This is a genomic window from Flavobacterium sp. AK-301, from assembly GCF_058310215.1.
In genome coordinates, this window is record NZ_JBZEES010000015.1 from 34,536 (window position 1) to 52,819 (window position 18,284).

General features: G+C 33.8%; 12 protein-coding genes. 4 read left to right on the plus strand and 8 right to left on the minus strand.

Features of this window, described 5'->3' with window-relative positions:
• Nucleotides 1-157: 157 nt before the first annotated feature.
• The 3 genes from AC4FQX_RS14230 to AC4FQX_RS14240 form a co-directional block, all read right to left on the minus strand.
• Entirely contained in the window at nucleotides 158-2,344 is a 2,187-nt protein-coding gene (locus AC4FQX_RS14230; RefSeq protein ID WP_491168385.1) for a glutamine synthetase III family protein, read from the minus strand.
• A 369-nt stretch (nucleotides 2,345-2,713) separates the two neighbouring features.
• Complete coding sequence (locus AC4FQX_RS14235) at nucleotides 2,714-3,265, minus strand: hypothetical protein (RefSeq protein ID WP_491168386.1); 552 nt, start codon at nucleotides 3,263-3,265, stop codon at nucleotides 2,714-2,716.
• Nucleotides 3,266-3,579: 314 nt separating this feature from the next.
• Nucleotides 3,580-5,355 (minus strand): T9SS type A sorting domain-containing protein, encoded by a 1,776-nt coding sequence (locus tag AC4FQX_RS14240; RefSeq protein ID WP_491168387.1) that lies wholly within the window; start codon nucleotides 5,353-5,355, stop codon nucleotides 3,580-3,582.
• A 234-nt stretch (nucleotides 5,356-5,589) separates the two neighbouring features.
• On the opposite strand from AC4FQX_RS14240, the gene AC4FQX_RS14245 reads away from it, so the two are divergent.
• Together AC4FQX_RS14245 and AC4FQX_RS14250 are read left to right on the plus strand one after the other, a co-directional pair.
• A complete protein-coding gene (locus AC4FQX_RS14245) occupies nucleotides 5,590-6,312 on the plus strand; it encodes a DUF4377 domain-containing protein (protein ID WP_491168388.1) in 723 nt (240 codons plus the stop codon).
• A gap of 227 nt (nucleotides 6,313-6,539) precedes the next feature.
• Nucleotides 6,540-7,286 (plus strand): DUF4377 domain-containing protein, encoded by a 747-nt coding sequence (locus AC4FQX_RS14250; protein WP_491168389.1) that lies wholly within the window; start codon nucleotides 6,540-6,542, stop codon nucleotides 7,284-7,286.
• 160 nt (nucleotides 7,287-7,446) lie between these two features.
• Here AC4FQX_RS14250 and AC4FQX_RS14255 read toward each other — a convergent pair whose 3' ends face one another.
• On the minus strand, nucleotides 7,447-10,878 hold the full coding sequence (locus AC4FQX_RS14255) for a methylmalonyl-CoA mutase family protein (RefSeq protein WP_491168390.1): 3,432 nt from the start codon (nucleotides 10,876-10,878) through the stop codon (nucleotides 7,447-7,449).
• A 471-nt stretch (nucleotides 10,879-11,349) separates the two neighbouring features.
• Nucleotides 11,350-12,828 carry a catalase gene (locus AC4FQX_RS14260; protein ID WP_491168391.1) on the minus strand — a complete coding sequence of 493 codons (1,479 nt, stop codon included), beginning with the start codon at nucleotides 12,826-12,828 and terminating at the stop codon, nucleotides 11,350-11,352.
• A 209-nt stretch (nucleotides 12,829-13,037) separates the two neighbouring features.
• Here AC4FQX_RS14260 and AC4FQX_RS14265 point away from each other — a divergent pair, with 209 nt between their 5' ends.
• Nucleotides 13,038-13,880: a DUF4197 domain-containing protein gene (locus AC4FQX_RS14265; protein ID WP_491168392.1), complete on the plus strand. Its 843-nt coding sequence runs from the start codon at nucleotides 13,038-13,040 to the stop codon at nucleotides 13,878-13,880.
• A 191-nt stretch (nucleotides 13,881-14,071) separates the two neighbouring features.
• Here the strand turns inward: AC4FQX_RS14265 and AC4FQX_RS14270 are convergent, their stop codons facing one another.
• On the minus strand, nucleotides 14,072-14,878 hold the full coding sequence (locus AC4FQX_RS14270; protein WP_491168393.1) for an ABC transporter substrate-binding protein: 807 nt from the start codon (nucleotides 14,876-14,878) through the stop codon (nucleotides 14,072-14,074).
• A 341-nt stretch (nucleotides 14,879-15,219) separates the two neighbouring features.
• On the opposite strand from AC4FQX_RS14270, the gene AC4FQX_RS14275 reads away from it, so the two are divergent.
• Nucleotides 15,220-15,852 (plus strand): NAD(P)H-dependent oxidoreductase, encoded by a 633-nt coding sequence (locus AC4FQX_RS14275; protein ID WP_491168394.1) that lies wholly within the window; start codon nucleotides 15,220-15,222, stop codon nucleotides 15,850-15,852.
• A gap of 157 nt (nucleotides 15,853-16,009) precedes the next feature.
• Here the strand turns inward: AC4FQX_RS14275 and pyrF are convergent, their stop codons facing one another.
• Both pyrF and prfA read right to left on the minus strand, forming a co-directional pair.
• Nucleotides 16,010-16,819 carry an orotidine-5'-phosphate decarboxylase gene (gene pyrF / locus AC4FQX_RS14280; RefSeq protein WP_491168395.1) on the minus strand — a complete coding sequence of 270 codons (810 nt, stop codon included), beginning with the start codon at nucleotides 16,817-16,819 and terminating at the stop codon, nucleotides 16,010-16,012.
• Nucleotides 16,820-17,158: 339 nt separating this feature from the next.
• Nucleotides 17,159-18,235, minus strand: coding sequence for a peptide chain release factor 1 (gene prfA / locus AC4FQX_RS14285; RefSeq protein ID WP_491168396.1), 1,077 nt, complete (start codon nucleotides 18,233-18,235; stop codon nucleotides 17,159-17,161).
• Between the last annotated feature and the right edge of the window lie 49 nt (nucleotides 18,236-18,284).

The following is an 18,284-nucleotide window of genomic DNA, read 5'->3' on the forward strand; positions in this document are numbered from 1 at the left end:
TTTCAACTTTATACGGCATTAAAAGATCTCCTGACCTTTATAAAATAACATGATTCGAGAACTTGTAACATCAGTCTGAGACTGAAAGAGCGAACAGACGAAGTAATCTAATCCTCTAACTATCGAGAAATCCAATCATAGAAAAATTAATCAAAAACTATTTTGTGAATAACAATTCTCTGTATTTTGTTAAGGTCCAGCTTTCATTATCTACTAATAATTCTAATTTATCACAATGGTAACGAATCACTTCAAAGAAAGGAATCACTTTATGACAATACGCTTTTGCTTTTTCAGCAGAATCTTCTATATCATTTGCTTTCTTTCTCTCTTCAGTCATATCCTCTACTTTAGAATTGATCACGGAAATATGATTTGAAATTTCTTTGATCAAAACGATCTGTTCTTTACCAATAGTTTCAAATTCTTTCCCAAAAATTTCTTTTAATCCCTTTACATTTTCAATTAATGTATTCTGATAACGAATAGCAGTCGGAATTACATGATTTCTAGCGATATCCCCTAAAACTCTTCCTTCAATCTGGATTTTTTTAGTATAATCTTCCAATTCGACCTCATAACGTGCCTCTACTTCAACATGGTTCATTACGCCCATTTCTTCAAAAAGAGCAATTGCCTTTTTAGAAACCTTCGCATGTAAAGCTTCCGGAGTAGTTTTAAAGTTATTCAACCCTCTTTTCTTCGCTTCTTTTTCCCATGCTTCGCTATATCCGTCTCCTTCGAATAAAATGTTTTTAGACTGTTTGATATACTCTCTTAAAACATTAAAGATCGCATCATCTTTTTTCATTCCTTTTTCTTCAATCAGACGATCTACTTCTTCTTTGAAATCTTTTAACTGCTTAGCAACAATCGTATTTAAAGTAGTCATTGAATTCGCACAGTTTGCTGTGGAACCTACTGCTCTAAACTCAAATTTATTTCCTGTAAAGGCAAAAGGTGATGTCCTGTTTCGGTCGGTATTATCTAAAAGAACGTCCGGAATTTTACCGATTACGTTCAATTTCAAATCTGTTTTTTCTTCAGGTGATAGTTTGCCATCGGAAACATTTTCCAGATTTTGTAATATTCTGCTTAACTGTTGTCCTATAAATACAGATATAATTGCCGGTGGTGCTTCATTGGCTCCTAAACGGTGATCATTACTTGCTGTTGCAATAGCAGCACGAAGCAAATCATCATAATCATGTACTGCTTTTATCGTATTGATAAAGAAAGTAAGAAACTGTAAATTACTCATTGGCGTTCTTCCGGGACTTAATAAATTAACTCCTGTATCGGTTGCCAGTGACCAGTTATTGTGCTTTCCTGATCCGTTTACTCCTTTGAAAGGTTTTTCATGGAACAATACTTTAAAATGATGGCGTTCTGCTACTTTCTGCATTACATCCATCAGTAAAGAGTTATGGTCTACTGCTAAATTAGTCTCTTCAAAAATAGGCGCTAGCTCAAACTGATTTGGGGCTACTTCATTATGACGTGTTTTTACAGGAATCCCCAACATCATACATTTGGTTTCCAGATCTCTCATGTAATTTAATACACGAGTCGGAATAGAACCAAAATAATGATCTTCTAATTGTTGTCCTTTTGCTGAAGTATGTCCTAAAAGAGTTCTTCCGGTAAACATAATATCAGGTCTTGATTTTGCCAGAGCACTGTCAATAAGAAAATATTCCTGTTCCCATCCTAAGGTTGCGGTTACTTTTTTTACATTTTTATCAAAATATTTTGCAACGGCTCCTGCAGCAACATCAACTGCATTTAAAGCTTTTAATAATGGCGTTTTATAATCTAATGCTTCTCCTGTATAAGATATAAAAACGGTAGGAATACAAAGTGTTGACTGATAAATAAATGCCGGAGAAGTAGGATCCCATGCGGTATATCCTCTTGCTTCAAATGTGTTTCTAATCCCACCGTTCGGAAAACTGGACGCATCGGGCTCTTGTTGTACTAATTGTCCTCCTCCGAATTTTTCAACGGCTTCTCCTTCAAACTGTGTTTCAAAAAAAGCATCATGTTTCTCGGCTGTTGTTCCTGTTAAAGGCTGAAACCAGTGTGTATAATGAGTCGCTCCTTTTGATAAAGCCCATTCTTTCATCCCCATAGCGATATAATCCGCTAATCTGCGATCGATCTTCAAACCTTGTTGCACAGCATCTTTTACCGCCTGATGTGCTTCAGGAGTTAAAAACTGACGCATTGCTTTATCATTAAAAACATTGGCTCCAAAAATAACGGAACGTCTTTCTGATTCATCGATTTTTACAGGTTCTCTGCCTGCTGTTTCTCTTAGTGCCTGAAAACGTAATGTTGACATAAAAATCATTTATTTAATTAGTACCCCCTATTAATCTGATACAAATATACAATTTTTGTGTTTTTACAGCCACATACCCTTATTTTTTTTAGGGGTATGCATAAAAAAATAACATATTACTATTTTTATGTAGAATGTTTTTTGTAAAAAGTAAAATGTGAACTGTTTTTTGAGAAAAGTGAAATGAAAGCTCCACCCCACCCTACGCCCCCCACCCTCCAAAGGAGGGAAAACTGTATCTTCCTATTCTATTTACAAAAAATGACAGATCACTTTACTCTCGATAATACAGCTAAAACCGGATTGAAAACAAAAGGAGGAAGCTAAATAGCTTCCTCCTTTATATAATTTAGATATATTATTATAACTCTATTTCTTTACTTCAATAGTCTTAATGTTATTCTGATTAATATTTAATAGATTAACTACAGTAGTATAATCTGAAGTGTCCATATTATTAACAAAAGCTCCAGGCACTACCACAACCCGGAAATATTGATTATCAATATATTTCAACCCTAATGGTGAAGCTAAATCAAAAGTACCCGAAGCACGTATTTCAACTTCCGAAGTAGTAAAATCATAATCATAATCTAATTCCTGCTGAATATTATTTGAATCTACTAAATAAATTGTTCTTGGAATTAATTGCCAAACAGGCAATGCGCTATTATCCAGATTATTAAATTTTCTGTAAACCAACACTACATCAGAATCAAAAACTTTAAAAGGGAAATTTGCAGAAACAAAAAACACATTTGTTGAATTATCATATTGCAAATTCACATTATCAATTCTCAAAACAGTACTAATACTACCATCAAACCCAGGAGGTCCCATTGGTCCATCCGGACCTTCACAACTTCCACAAACGAAAGCTAAACAAGTTAATATTGCAAGTGTATATAGTATCTTTTTCATATTTTTCTTTTAATTATTTATTCCTGAAACTTTTATAAAATCAACCGGATCAGAAAACTGGTAAGTTGATACTGCTATTTCATCAAGATACCATCTTGCAAAAGTAAACAAAAAGAAAACACAAAGCAAACCAAAAATTAACAAAACCTAAACATTTAATTATTAAAAACCACAACTTGCTTAAAAATAAGTATTTTACATATAATGAAGAGTTGTTTTCAGAATGTGATAAAGTCATAAACAACTCTTTTTTATTAACAGTTATAACGTTTCTTTTAGATTTTAGAATTTAACAAATAGAAGAAAAACACTTTTTATTGTCGGATTATTTTTCGAACAATCTTCTCTGTCCCTTCATCTATAACCATATTATATATTCCTTTTGGCAGATCTGAAATATCAATGGATAAAGTGTTTAATTCTGATCCTCCCAGTTTTTTATAGGATACTTCATTTCCGTTCATATCAAAAAGGGATACCTGAGAATGCTTTATAGTAGTATCTGTCTGAATCGTTACCACAGAAGTACTTGGATTAGGATAAATTCTAAAAGGGTCTTCTCGTATAGTTAGTAACCTGTGACGACCACTTGAATAAGGAAAAGTTATAGTAATTACATCACTTAGATGATGTACATTATAACTATATATTGTTTTTGATACAATTGCTCTTCTAAAATATTTCACATTACTGTTCCCACGACCTCCAGCTAGAGAACTAGGAGTGAAATCTTTTGTCTCTCCCCATGAAATATTTTCCCAACGAAATTCGCCATTATTATTAATCAAACCTTCTTGCCATTGATAAGACTGACCTAAACTCAAATTTACTAAAGACCCTATTATAGGAGTAAGAGGGTTATTTGTTCCAATAATTTGATCACAACAAATAGTATTTACTATTTTACTTTGATCTGTTATAACATGAACTGTTATAATATTACTTGCAGCTCTTCTTTGATTCTGATTTGAAGCATTTGGATTCTCAATAACAACTCTCCTATATTCAGTAGTTTTCATAACAGGATCTATAGTAATATAATCTACCTGCGTTGCCCCAGGTATATCTATCCATTTATAACTATCAAAAATATAAGTATTCGATAAAGAATATTTTAAATCATAATAATAAAACGAAGTCTTTGGAAAAGATGCATCTCTTTTTTGCCATTGATAATTATTTGTTGGAGAAGAGTTATTTTTTCTTCCTCCAATAACTTTTTGATTTATCAATGCTTGTTTACCTAATATTTTTTTTGCTCTTTGTCCTTTTATCACGTACTGGTTTGCTCCAATTATATAATTACTACCTCCTCCAATATAATTATCTGTAATAAATTTATTATCAGAAAAGGGAATTACATTAAGAATATATGGATTTGAATAAATTATATAATCAAACAATTTAACTTTCAAACGTACTGTTAAACTTGAATTTAATTTTTGACTAGTTGAAAAAGGAAACCTTCCATTATCTCCAGATATAATTTCCCATTCACAAGCAAAATCAAAATCATAATCTTTTGGATCTGGAAAGTTTGGCAATATAGGAATCCCTCCATAAGGAACTATCTCTACTTGTTCTTTTGGTGGAACAACTCCGACTCCACCTCCATCTCCACTACCTGGTATACCAGAGTTTGTTTTAATTATCGACCAGTTAGCACTTCTATAAACTGCTCCTGAATAGGTTTTATATTCAACATATAAATACCCCCCTGATTTATCAAACTGAGAAGAAAGTAAAGAAAAATTAAATCCTCTGAAACCCCATGTTCCTCCATTAAAAAGAAGGCTTCCTCCGTCTCCTCCTTCAGGTACAACAGCCGAAAAATCTTTATTTCTCTGATAATAGACTTTTATAGTCCCCGGATAGCTATTACTCTGTGCAACAGGAAGTACTACTTCTACATTTAAAGACATAAGAGCAATAACCGATAATGAAGTTGTTCCAAAATCAATTGAAGCCCCATTATTAACTGTTTGATTATTTATTGTTACTCCTGTAATTGTAACCTTTTGACCAAACATAAGATGACTGCTTATTAAAAAGGCAAAAAACAACATCAATAAAGTAATTTTATTTCTCATAATTTATAATAATTTGAACGAATATACTTATATTATAAACAATTTACTATAAAAATTATATTATTTTAAACTTTATTCTGTATTTTCATTAACGAACTGAACCCTATTTTGTCTCTATTTTAATAATAACGTGTATTATCTAACGATTTATCACTAAACCCAAATTCACTATAAAATCCACTGTTTACTGTAATCTCTTTTGTAATTTTGTAATAAATTTAAAAAAATACAGCTATGAAAAAATCAATTGGAATACTGCTTTTTGCGGCATTTTTAAATGTTCAGTGTAATTCGGTTAAAAGTATACCGGCTACTCCACTTACTCCGGCTCAGACTACTGCTGAGGAAGGTTTTTCTAAACAATACGGTATGTTTGTTGCCAGTAAAACAGCAGACTGCGACGGTGTTGCTAAACAAAAATGCTTACTGACCAAACCTTCTTGGGGAACGAAATGGGAACTTCTCTATACTAATATTGAAGGATTTAACTATGAGCCGGGTTATGAATATCATCTGGAAGTAAAGGAAACGGAAATAAAAAACCCTCCTGCTGATGGTTCTTCTGTAAAATATACTCTGGTAAAGGTAATCTCTAAGGAAAAGAAAGACAGTGATGCTCGTATGGAATATGAAAAACCTGTTTTTGAAAGTACTTGGGATATCGTAACACTAAACGGAACGGAAGCCAAAGGACATATCTTATTTAAAAAAGATGGTACTGTAAATGCTAATGCAGGTTGTAATACTATAATGGGTATTAAATTCAATACTGATACTGCTAAACAAACCATCGCTTTTGATGCGGATAAAGCTGCTTCTACTATGATGGCGTGTATGAATAGCAGGGATCAGGAGTTTAGAAACGCATTGTCTAAGATAACTCGTTATGAGGTGGTTTCTGAAAATGAAATGCTTTTAAAAATCAATAATACGGTTTTACTGAAACTGAAAAGATAACTTTTTAGAAGAAAGAAACAAGAAAAAACAGAGGTTCATAGTTTTAAATAACTTTGGATCTCTTTTTTGTGTACGAAATTCGCACATTAAGACTTTCGACATTAGACTTTTAACCTATTCAAGAATATCGTAAATATCTTTACTCTTGATTCTTTCTTCTTGTCTCTAAAATATCTTAAATTGAAATAATTCATTACTTTTGTTAAAATAATTAAAAACTCACAACTATGAAGAAATCAATTTTTTTGGCGCTTTCTATAGCGTTTTTAAGTATTCAGTGTAATACAAAAAAAGAGGAAACTCCTGCGGAAACTACTACTGAACCGCAAACAGAAGTTACAACGGAGACCTCTAATGAACCTACTTTTACTTCTCAGTATGGTATTATTATTGCCAGCAAACAAGTAGATTGCCAGGGTGTTGCGAAACAAAAATGCTTTTTAACAAAATCCGTAGGGGGTACTAAATGGGATTTACTCTACAGTCCAATTGAAGGGTTTAACTTTGAGGAAGGGAATGAATATCATCTGGAAATCAAAAAAACAGAAATCAAAAATCCTCCTGCTGATGCTCCTGCTTCTAAGTATGAATTAGTAAGTATTATTTCTAAGGAAAAGAAAGACAGCGATATCAGAATGGAATATGAAAAACCTACTTTCGATAGTACATGGGATATTGTAACGCTTAACGGAAAAACCTTAAAGAAAGGTTTTATCGCTTTTAAAAATGATGGATCTGCGAATGCAAATGCAGGATGTAATAACATGATGGGTATCAAATTTAAAGCAGACACTGCTAAAAAAACAATCAAATTTGATACATCAAAAGTCGCTTCTACTATGATGGCTTGCCCGGATGATTATGACAATGAATTCCAGAAGGCTTTAACTAAAGCAACGCACTTTGAAGAGGTTTCTAAAAACAAATTATTACTTAAAGAAAATAATACTACCCTATTAGAATTAAGCAGATAATCTGTTTTTGTTCTAATATATATTCTAAGAGGTGCAATGTTTGCACCTCTTTTTTTATACAGAAATATAATAAATTATATTTCTGTTCTTAATATTGGTTATAAATCCTAAATATTAATCATCACAAATTCCAATAATATAACTGCGATAAATCACATTTCTACATATTTCTACGGTATTGACCTCCTACTTCAAACAGGGAACCAGTAATTTCTCCTAATGAACATACTTTCGCAGCTTCCATTAATTTATCAAAAATATTTTCGTTGTTGATAGCGACATCCTGAATGATTGCTAACTGTTCTTTTACTTTTTCGGCATTTACTTTATGTAAATTTTCCAATGTTCTGATTTGAAATTGTTTTTCTTCTTCGGTAGCACGGATTACCTCAGCAGGAATAACGGTTGGGGAACCTTTGGAACTCAGGAATGTATTTACTCCAATAATCGGAAAATCTCCATTGTGTTTCAAGGTCTCATAATACAAACTTTCTTCTTGAATTTTAGAACGCTGATACATGGTTTCCATTGCTCCTAGCACGCCTCCTCGTTCGGTAATTCTGTCAAATTCCTGTAAAACGGCTTCTTCTACCAAATCGGTCAGTTCTTCTATAATAAAGGAACCCTGGATAGGATTTTCATTCTTTGCCAGTCCGAGTTCTTTATTGATAATCAACTGTATTGCCATAGCACGACGTACAGATTCTTCTGTAGGTGTGGTAATCGCTTCATCATATGCATTAGTATGTAAAGAATTACAGTTGTCATAAATAGCATAAAGTGCCTGTAATGTGGTACGGATATCATTAAAATCGATTTCCTGTGCATGCAGGGAACGTCCTGAGGTCTGAATATGGTATTTCAGCATTTGTGCACGTTCATTAGCTCCATATTTATTTTTTAATGCTTTTGCCCATATTTTACGGGCTACACGTCCTATTACGGCATATTCGGGATCAATTCCATTTGAGAAAAAGAAAGAAAGATTTGGACCAAAATCGTTAATATCCATTCCTCTGCTCAAATAATATTCTACATAGGTAAATCCATTTGCTAGGGTAAAGGCTAATTGTGTAATCGGATTGGCTCCTGCTTCGGCAATATGATATCCTGAAATGGAAACGGAATAAAAATTACGAATATTATTGGCAATAAAATATTCCTGAACATCTCCCATTAAGCGTAAAGCAAATTCGGTAGAAAAAATACAGGTATTCTGCGCCTGATCTTCTTTTAAAATATCTGCCTGAACGGTTCCACGCACCTGAGAAAGAGTTCTTACTTTGATCTGCTGATAAATGTCAGCAGGTAAAACCTGATCTCCGGTCACTCCTAGAAGCAGTAATCCAAGACCATCATTTCCTTCAGGTAAATCACCATTATAACGAGGTCTTTCTATTCCTTTTTTCTTATAGATCGCTTCGATCTTTTTATTAACCTCCGCTTCGAGCCCGTTCTCTTTAATATAGAGCTCACACTGCTGATCAATAGCCGCATTCATAAAGAAACCTAATAACATAGGTGCAGGACCGTTAATCGTCATACTTACAGAAGTCATAGGGTGTGCGAGATCAAAACCGGAATATAATTTCTTGGCATCGTCTAAACAGCAAATCGATACTCCTGCATTTCCGATCTTACCATAAATATCAGGACGTAGATGCGGATCATTACCATACAGCGTTACACTGTCAAAAGCAGTAGACAAACGCTTTGCCGGCAATCCCTGACTTACATAATGAAAACGTTTATTGGTTCTTTCAGGCCCTCCTTCTCCGGCAAACATTCTTGACGGGTCTTCTCCTTCTCTTTTGAAAGGATATAATCCGGAAGCAAACGGAAATTCTCCGGGTACATTTTCCTGCAAACACCAATGTAAAATATCACCCCATGCCTGATACTTCGGTAAAGCTACTTTCGGTATCTGTGAATGGGATAATGATTCAGTATGAGTAGCTATTTTTATTTCTTTATCACGGACCTTGAAAGTATAAACCGGATTTTTATATTTATTTACTTTATCACCCCAACTCTGAATAATCTCCCAGTTATAAGGATCCAGATTCATTTTGACACGATCAAATTCTTTTTTCAGCAGATCAATAAAGATCGTATTCTCTTTATTCTGAGCAGCAGTAATCTGATCTTCATTTAGTCCGAATTTAGTCAGTTCTATTTTTGAACCGATTACAGATTCTAATGTTTTATAAACACCATATAGTTTCTGAGCAACCTGTTCCTGTGCTTTTGCTGTTTCGTCATACTTTCTATTATTCTCAGCGATCTCGGAAAGATAGCGCGTTCTGTGAGGTGGAATAACAAATATTTTCTCACTCATTTCGCGAGTGATCTCAAAAGTGGAAACCAGATCAGCTTCTGTTTTTTCATGCAGTTTATCCATAATCGCTTTATACAGCGTATTCATTCCGGGATCATTAAACTGTGAGGCTATTGTTCCAAAAACCGGCAGATCTTCGGACTTACTATTCCATAGATTATGATTGCGCTGAAACTGTTTTTTTACATCGCGCAAAGCATCCAGCGAGCCTCTTTTATCAAATTTATTAATCGCTACCAGATCAGCAAAATCAAGCATATCAATCTTTTCCAGTTGGGTAGCAGCTCCAAATTCGGGTGTCATTACATATAAAGAAACATCGGAATGATCCATAATTTCTGTATCTGACTGTCCAATCCCTGATGTTTCCAGAATAATAAGATCATATTTTGCTGCTTTCAGAACCTGAATGGCTTCTGCTACATATTTTGACAATGCTAAGTTGGACTGGCGGGTTGCCAAAGAACGCATATAGACTCTCGGATTATTAATGGAATTCATACGAATTCGGTCTCCAAGAAGAGCGCCCCCTGTTTTACGTTTTGACGGATCTACGGAAACAATACCAATTGTTTTTTTTGGAAAATCAATTAAAAAACGACGTACGAGTTCGTCTACTAATGAAGATTTTCCTGCCCCTCCTGTTCCGGTAATACCCAGAACCGGTATTTTGGAATCTTTATTCTTCTGATGGATTATATCAAATGTTGCTTTTGCTATTTCTGGAAAATTTTCGGCTGCTGAAATCACTCTTGCAATGGCTCTTGGATTCTTATCTTCTAAATGTTCTGCTTCTCCATTCAGTTTATCACCGATAGGAAAATCGGAATGTTCTACCAGATCATTAATCATTCCCTGTAACCCTAATTCTCTTCCGTCATCGGGGGCATAGATTCTCGTAATTCCATACTCCTGCAGTTCTTTTATTTCTTCAGGAAGAATTACACCACCACCACCACCGAAGATCTTGATATGCCCTGCTCCTTTTTCCTGCAACAAATCATACATATATTTAAAATACTCATTATGCCCGCCTTGATAAGAAGTCATTGCAATCGCATTAGCATCTTCCTGAATTGCGGTATTGACCACTTCTTCTACGCTTCTGTCATGTCCCAGATGAATTACCTCAACGCCTGTCGCCTGAATAATTCTGCGCATAATATTAATTGCAGCATCATGACCATCAAAAAGGGCTGCTGCGGTAACAATTCTTACTTTATTTTTAGGATTATATGATTTTATCTGTTCCATTTTTATAATAACGTCAATTTTAAGCATGCAAGCTACGAAATTCTTAAAAACTTACAAAGCGTCTTTTCATAGTTGATAGTTTTTAATTGATAATTGTATAGTTTGTGAAAAGTGATCTGTAAAATGTTATTTGTGAAAAGTAAGATAAGAGAACCAATTAATTTCTGATTTAACCATAATGGATATATATCGTATATGTTTTCCAACCTTGGACTTTCCGACTTTAGAATATATCATAAACTACTTCTTTCAGTTCATTATTATGAATAAACTGTACTCTTGTCAGGAATGGTTTTGCTTCTACAAAAGTTGGAAACCAGTGCCTTCCTTTGGTAACAAAAATAAAGAAGTTTGGAACTGAGAACTGCTACTGAATACTTCTTTGTTACTTGGCTAACTTTAAACCTGAAATAAAACCCGATAAGGAGAAACTACTTATCGGGTTGTACATTTATTTACTTTTTTAGATTATTATCTTAACTGACTTGGATCGATCTGAACTCCTAAGCCCTGAGCGATGCCCATACCTAGTTTCGCATCGGCTCTGAACCAGTGACATAACTGACGATTAATGATCTCCATTCGTCTTGGGCCTTCTATTCCGCTCATTGCACCAACAATATTGTTAATTGAATTCTGCTGATTCTGAGAGTCCATTAATCGGAACAAATCTCCCGGTTGTGAATAATGGTCTTCATCCTTTCCGTTTCTGTCATACCAGTCTGCTACATTGGAATCTAACTGCCAGGCAGGTTCTTTATAGGACTGATCTAATGTAATATCATCAAAACTGTTCGGAAAATAATTCGGTTCTTTTCCTCCGTTTCCACTTACAGTCATATAACCATCACGTTGGTAATTATTTACAGCAAAAGGACAACGGTTTACGGGAATCTGTTCAAAATTAGTTCCTAATCTGTAACGTTGTGCATCGGGATAGGACAATAAACGTCCTTGTAACATTTTATCTGGTGAAAAACCTACCCCGTCTACTATATGTGATGGTGAGAAGGCTGCCTGCTCTACATCCCGGAAATAATTGTCAACATTCTGATTTAATTCTAGTATTCCTACATCAATTAACGGATAATCTTTATGAGGCCATACTTTTGTCAAATCAAACGGATTGATATGATAGGTTTTCGCCTCTGCCTCTGTCATGATCTGAATCTTTAAATTCCATTTCGGAAAATCTCCTTTTTCTATTGCTTCAAATAAATCTCTCTGGGCATAATCCATGTCTTTAGCACGCATCGCATCTGCTTCCGGTCCTGTCAGATTTTTAATTCCCTGAGCCGTTTTAAAATGGAATTTAACCCAGAATCGCTCATTGTTATTGTTTATAAAGGAATAGGTATGACTTCCAAACCCATCCATATGTCTATACCCATAAGGCGTTCCTCTGTCGGACATTAAAATCATTACCTGATGAAGTGATTCGGGATTTAAAGACCAGAAATCCCACATCATTGTTGCTGATTTTAAATTAGTCTGAGGCATTCTTTTCTGAGTATGAATAAAATCACTGAATTTTTTAGCATCTTTAATGAAAAATACGGGAGTATTATTACCCACTAAATCCCAGTTACCATCTTCTGTATAAAATTTCATTGCAAATCCACGCGGATCTCTCTCTGAATCTGCTGATCCTTTTTCTCCTCCTACGGTTGAGAATCTCAAAAACATTTTTGTTTCTTTTCCTATCTGAGAAAAGATTTTTGCTTTTGTATATTTCGTAATATCATGTGTTACTGTAAAAGTTCCGTGAGCACCAGATCCTTTTGCATGAACCACTCTCTCCGGAATACGTTCTCTGTTAAAGTGTGCCATCTTCTCATGTAAAATGACATCCTGAAGCAAAACAGGTCCACGTTCTCCTACTGTCATTGAGTTTTCATCTTCTACATAAGGTCTTCCTGAAGCGGTAGTCAGTTTGTTGTGATTTTTCATCTTTATTATATTTAATTAATAAATAAATTCAACTCTTTTTATAATACTCTAAATCATCTTACTTAATAGAGCTTTAAATTTAATCAAATATATCCAAACCAAAATCATTAAAACTATAAATCAAATCGATTGTATTTATTTTTCAATAAACAAAAGCTATAAAAGTAGATTGGTACGAAGTTTGCTTACTTTTGTAAAAAATAAAAATCATGAAAAAAATAATATTGTTAGCGCTGTTAATACCCTTTTTTAGCCACGCACAATTATCAAAACTTTTTAAGAAAAAAGCAACCACTACAACTGAAAGCACGACTCCAACTGAGAAGAATACTACAGTTAAAGATGTGCTGGGAAACTTAACCGGAACTAAGGAAACTACTCCTAAAACAGAAAGCTCTTCTTCTAAAAATATTTTAGAAAAATTAGTCGGTACGGCAACAAACAGTACTGATATTGCATCCGGATTAAAGGAAGCTCTTAATAAAGGAATAACAGAACAGGTTACAAAATTAACGGGTGTGGACGGTTTTTATAAAAATGAACTGGTAAAAATTTTATTACCCGAAGAATTACAAAAAGTTGATAAAACGCTAAGATCACTGGGAATGGGCAGTCTTGCTGATGAAGGAATCAAAGTACTAAACCGTGCCGCAGAAGAAGCGGTAAAAGAAGCTACTCCCATTTTTGTGGATGCAGTTAAAAATATGACATTCACAGATGCAAAAGATATTCTTTTAGGAGAAGACAATGCTGCTACTTCTTATTTGCAAAAAGCAACTACTTCTCAATTGTATACCAAATTTAATCCGGTTGTAAAATCTTCTTTAAGTAAAGTAGGTGCTGATACTGTATGGTCTACTATTATTTCAAAATACAATACTCTTCCTTTAGTTACAAAAGTGAATCCTGATCTGAATGATTATGTGACTAATAAAACAATGGATGGTGTTTTTAAAATGATATCTGTTGAAGAGAAAGATATCAGAACTAATGTGGGAGCAAGAAGCACTGGATTATTACAAAAGGTATTTGCTTTACAGGATAAAAAGTAATCTTTTTTCTTAATTAAAACTTTGGCAATCAATAACATATAAATAACAGACTCTTAACACCGGATACTTTATTTTTTTCGGAAATTTGTACTATAAATAGAATATGTTTTTCATATTTGGTTAGGGTTAGTTATGAAGAAATAGCCGGTACGATATAAAGTATCGGCTTTTTTGATTTTAATATATGATATCTACGATTCTAAATCCAGTCGTAAGTGCAGGTTTTTAAAGTAATCAAAAGCTTTTACTATATGACTTCCATACCAAGAAAACATTTCTCCATCTACAAAAACAGTTTTGGCATGATGTGTAAATCTTCCGATTTCGAAAGCATCTTCATCTTTGAAAGGAAATGGTTCTGAGGAAAGGAAAACAATATCAGGGTCTCCTTCTAATCGTATTTTTTTCAGCTCTATTTCAGGATATCGTTCTCTGTTATCATAGATATTCTTAAACTTATTCAGCTTCAGTAATTCATTTATAAAGTTATCGGACCCGGCAACCATATACGGATTTTTCCATATAAAATAAGCGGCAGTTCGAACAGGTCTGTCTTTAATGAACTGTTCAAAATCTTTATGAATATAATTAATTTTTTGAATTAAACTCTGAGCTTCAGTACGTCTTGCTAATAGTATTCCAAGCTGTCGGATCATATCCAGATTATCTTCAAGAGTAATAATATTACTAACCCATACAGGTGCTATTTCTTCTAAAGCTTCTACTATTTCGAGTGTATTCTCTTCTTTATTGGCAATAATCAGATCAGGCTCTAGTAATCGAATCTTTTCAATATGTACTTTTTTTGTTCCTCCTACTATCTTTTTTGTTGATTTGAAATGATACGGATGTACACAGAACTTTGTTATTCCTACAATACTATCCTCAAGCCCGAGATCATATAACAATTCTGTTTGTGAAGGGACTAAAGAGATTATTCTTTTTGGGGTACTCTCTAAGGTTATGGTACGACCTAACTGGTCTTTAAATATTTCCATTTTTCTTTTATAACGAACTTTTGGCTAAAATAAGTAAATTCGATTACTTGATTGTTAGATTGTTGGATTACTTCGTCTGTTCGCTCTTTCAGGCTCGGGTATTAGATGGTTCAAAAAAAGAAATATATATTGCTTTTTTACTTTCTAAAGTCTATAACTTCGATTGATTTATATAATATGTTACTTTATAATACCTAGCAGGTTAAAAAAAAACATTAAGAGAAACGTCTATAGTCTATAAAACCTGTGCCTTTGCAGAACAGATTATTTAGTATAATAATAACAATATATTATAGACATTCTTATTAGATTTGCAGCACTAAACATAATAAAAGAATACCATGAAAATTTTAGATTACTTACAATGGCGTTATGCTGCTAAAAAAATGAACGGTCAAGTTGTTCCTCAGGAAAAAGTGGATTACATCCTTGAAGCGATACGCCTTACGGCTTCTTCTTCGGGAACGCAACCTTATGAAATACTGGTGATATCTAATCGTGAACTACTGGAAAAAATAAAACCAATCGCTCTTAATCAGCCTCAGATAACAGATGCTTCTCATCTGATTGTGTTTGCTGCCTGGGATAATTATTCTGAGGAGAGAATCAATACGGTATTTACAAGAATGAATACGGAACGTAATGTTCCTGATAGTGCTACGGATGCTTACAGAACAGGATTAATCCAAGCCCGCACTGCATTAACAGCGGAAGAAAATTATCATCATGCTGCTAAACAGGCTTATATTGCTTTAGGAACAGGTTTACTAGCTGCTGCTGAACAACAGGTAGATGCTACTCCTATGGAAGGTTTTAATAATGCGGAATTGGATGTATTACTGAACTTAAAGGAAAAAGGATTACGCAGTGTTGTTATGATGCCTCTAGGATACAGAGATACTGAAAATGACTGGCTAATTAATCTGAAAAAGGTACGTACTCCAAAAGAATTATTTATTACGGAAATTAAATAATTTGAAGATTTTAAAAATGTGCTAATTTGAAAATTAAATACTGTAATATAATTTAAGATAATTAATTTTTGTTTAAAAGTCGAATGATCCAAATAATCAAAAAATCGAATTTATCTCAAATTAGCACATTTTCAAATCTTCAAATTTAATTTTTCAATTATAAGAACAACTGCATTTCCTGCTGCATTTTCAAGGCCTCTTCTTGTGCTTTTTCTGCAAAATCTTCTCCATTGGAAGCATAAATAATACTTCTGGATGAATTAATCAGTAATCCCACAGTACTGTTCATTCCATATTTACATACTTCTTTCAGGTTTCCTCCTTGTGCTCCTACTCCAGGAACTAACAGGAAACTATCAGGAACTATTTTTCTTATCTCTGTAAAATATTCTGCTTTTGTAGCACCTACAACATACATCAAATTATGACTGTTTTTCCACGTTCTGGAAACTTCCAGAACAGTTTTATACAACTCTTTACCTTCTATTTTTCTGGTCTGAAAATCAAAAGCCCCTTCATTAGAGGTTAAAGCTAAAAGAATTGCAAACTTATCTTTAAATGCTAAGAAAGGTTCTACGGAATCTTTTCCCATATAAGGAGCAATAGTAACAGAATCAAATTCCATATCTTCAAAGAATGCTTTGGCATACATTGAGGAAGTATTTCCGATATCTCCTCTTTTGGCATCTGCAATAGTAAAAACTTCAGGATACTTTTCATTCAGATAAAAAATCGTTTTATGTAAAGATATCCATCCTTTAACGCCATAGGCTTCATAGAAAGCAATATTAGGTTTATAGGCTACTGCCAAATGATGCGTTGCATCAATTATTGCTTTATTAAATTCAAAAACAGGATCATCTGTTTCTAATAAATGCGATGGAATCTTATTGACATCAACATCTAAACCAACACATAGAAAGGATTTTTTCTGCTGAATCTGGCTGTATAACTCTTGTACCGTCATAATTTTATCGGATTTTTAGATGATTCGATTATTAGATTACTTCGTCTGTTCGCTCTTTCAGGCTCGAGTATTCGAAAAAACATGAGTGTTCTTACTTCGTTATACCTAATATCCTGTTTATTATACCTACAAGGCCAAAAAAGACCTTGCAGGAAAATCATATTTTTTAGATAATTCGATTTTTTGATGACTCGATTATTGAATGATTTGAAATACCTGAGCAATCTAAAATAATAATCTGTTTTAATATTATATTTTTAAAAAAAAATGCCTCACTTTGCTTTTATTTTACAAGGTGTGGCATTTTCTATTTTTCAGAGCTGATTATTCTTCATCGTTTTAGAATACTTCGCTGGCTTCTTTTAATTTTTCTGTATTGTTGACCAATTGTAATTCGTCAACAATTTTCTGAATGTCTCCATTCATAATATTTCCTAAATCGTATAAAGTCAGACCAATTCTATGATCAGTCACACGACCCTGAGCATAATTATAAGTACGGATCTTAGCAGAACGGTCACCACTACTTACCTGAGAGGTACGCTTAGAGGCATCTGCTTCTTGTTTTTTTGCTAATTCCATTTCGTATAAACGAGAACGTAAAACAGTTAATGCTTTATCTTTATTTTTATGCTGTGATTTCTGATCCTGACATTGTGCTACTAATCCTGTTGGTATGTGTGTTAAACGTACTGCTGATTTAGTAGTATTCACGGATTGTCCTCCGGGTCCTGATGAACAGAAAAAATCAACACGAACATCATTCATATCAATTTGTACATCAAATTCTTCTGCTTCGGGTAAAACCATTACGGTAGCTGCTGATGTATGAACACGTCCTTGTGTTTCTGTTTGAGGAACACGTTGTACACGATGTACTCCAGCTTCAAATTTTAATGTTCCGTAAACATCTTCTCCTGTAACTTCAAAGATTACCTCTTTGAATCCTCCGGATGTTCCTTCATTCATATCTACAACACTGGTTCTCCAACCTCTGCCTTCGCAATATTTTGTATACATTCTGAACAAATCTCCTGCAAAGATACTGGCTTCATCTCCACCTGTTCCTGCACGGATTTCTACCATAACATTCTTAGCATCTTCCGGGTCTTTAGGGATCAGCATAAACTTGATCTCTTCTTCTAATTCGGGTAATCTGTCTTTGGCTTCTTCTAGTTGCATTTTTGCCATCTCTGTCATTTCAGCATCACTTCCGTCAGAGATAATCTCATTCGCCTCTTCAATATTACCCATAAGAGTAACATACTCATTACGCTTCTCTACCAGACCTTTAAGATCCTTGTACTCCTTATTTAATTGCACATAACGTTTCTGATCCGAAATAACATCTGGCTGGATAATTAAATCTGAAATCTCATCGAAACGTTGTTTTACTATCTGAAGTTTATCTAACATCTTTCTTGTTCCTTTATTTGGGTTGCAAAATTACAAAAAAATAGTTTAA

Bases quoted from the DNA above. Each gene is read 5' to 3' on its own strand.
- prfA (WP_491168396.1), bottom strand. From the start codon at position 18,235: ATGTTAGATAAACTTCAGATAGTAAAACAACGTTTCGATGAGATTTCA.
- pyrF (WP_491168395.1), bottom strand. From the start codon at position 16,819: ATGACGGTACAAGAGTTATACAGCCAGATTCAGCAGAAAAAATCCTTT.
- AC4FQX_RS14255 (WP_491168390.1), bottom strand. From the start codon at position 10,878: ATGGAACAGATAAAATCATATAATCCTAAAAATAAAGTAAGAATTGTT.
- AC4FQX_RS14270 (WP_491168393.1), bottom strand. From the start codon at position 14,878: ATGGAAATATTTAAAGACCAGTTAGGTCGTACCATAACCTTAGAGAGT.
- AC4FQX_RS14260 (WP_491168391.1), bottom strand. From the start codon at position 12,828: ATGAAAAATCACAACAAACTGACTACCGCTTCAGGAAGACCTTATGTA.
- AC4FQX_RS14235 (WP_491168386.1), bottom strand. From the start codon at position 3,265: ATGAAAAAGATACTATATACACTTGCAATATTAACTTGTTTAGCTTTC.
- AC4FQX_RS14240 (WP_491168387.1), bottom strand. From the start codon at position 5,355: ATGAGAAATAAAATTACTTTATTGATGTTGTTTTTTGCCTTTTTAATA.
- AC4FQX_RS14250 (WP_491168389.1), top strand. From the start codon at position 6,540: ATGAAGAAATCAATTTTTTTGGCGCTTTCTATAGCGTTTTTAAGTATT.
- AC4FQX_RS14275 (WP_491168394.1), top strand. From the start codon at position 15,220: ATGAAAATTTTAGATTACTTACAATGGCGTTATGCTGCTAAAAAAATG.
- AC4FQX_RS14265 (WP_491168392.1), top strand. From the start codon at position 13,038: ATGAAAAAAATAATATTGTTAGCGCTGTTAATACCCTTTTTTAGCCAC.
- AC4FQX_RS14245 (WP_491168388.1), top strand. From the start codon at position 5,590: ATGAAAAAATCAATTGGAATACTGCTTTTTGCGGCATTTTTAAATGTT.
- AC4FQX_RS14230 (WP_491168385.1), bottom strand. From the start codon at position 2,344: ATGTCAACATTACGTTTTCAGGCACTAAGAGAAACAGCAGGCAGAGAA.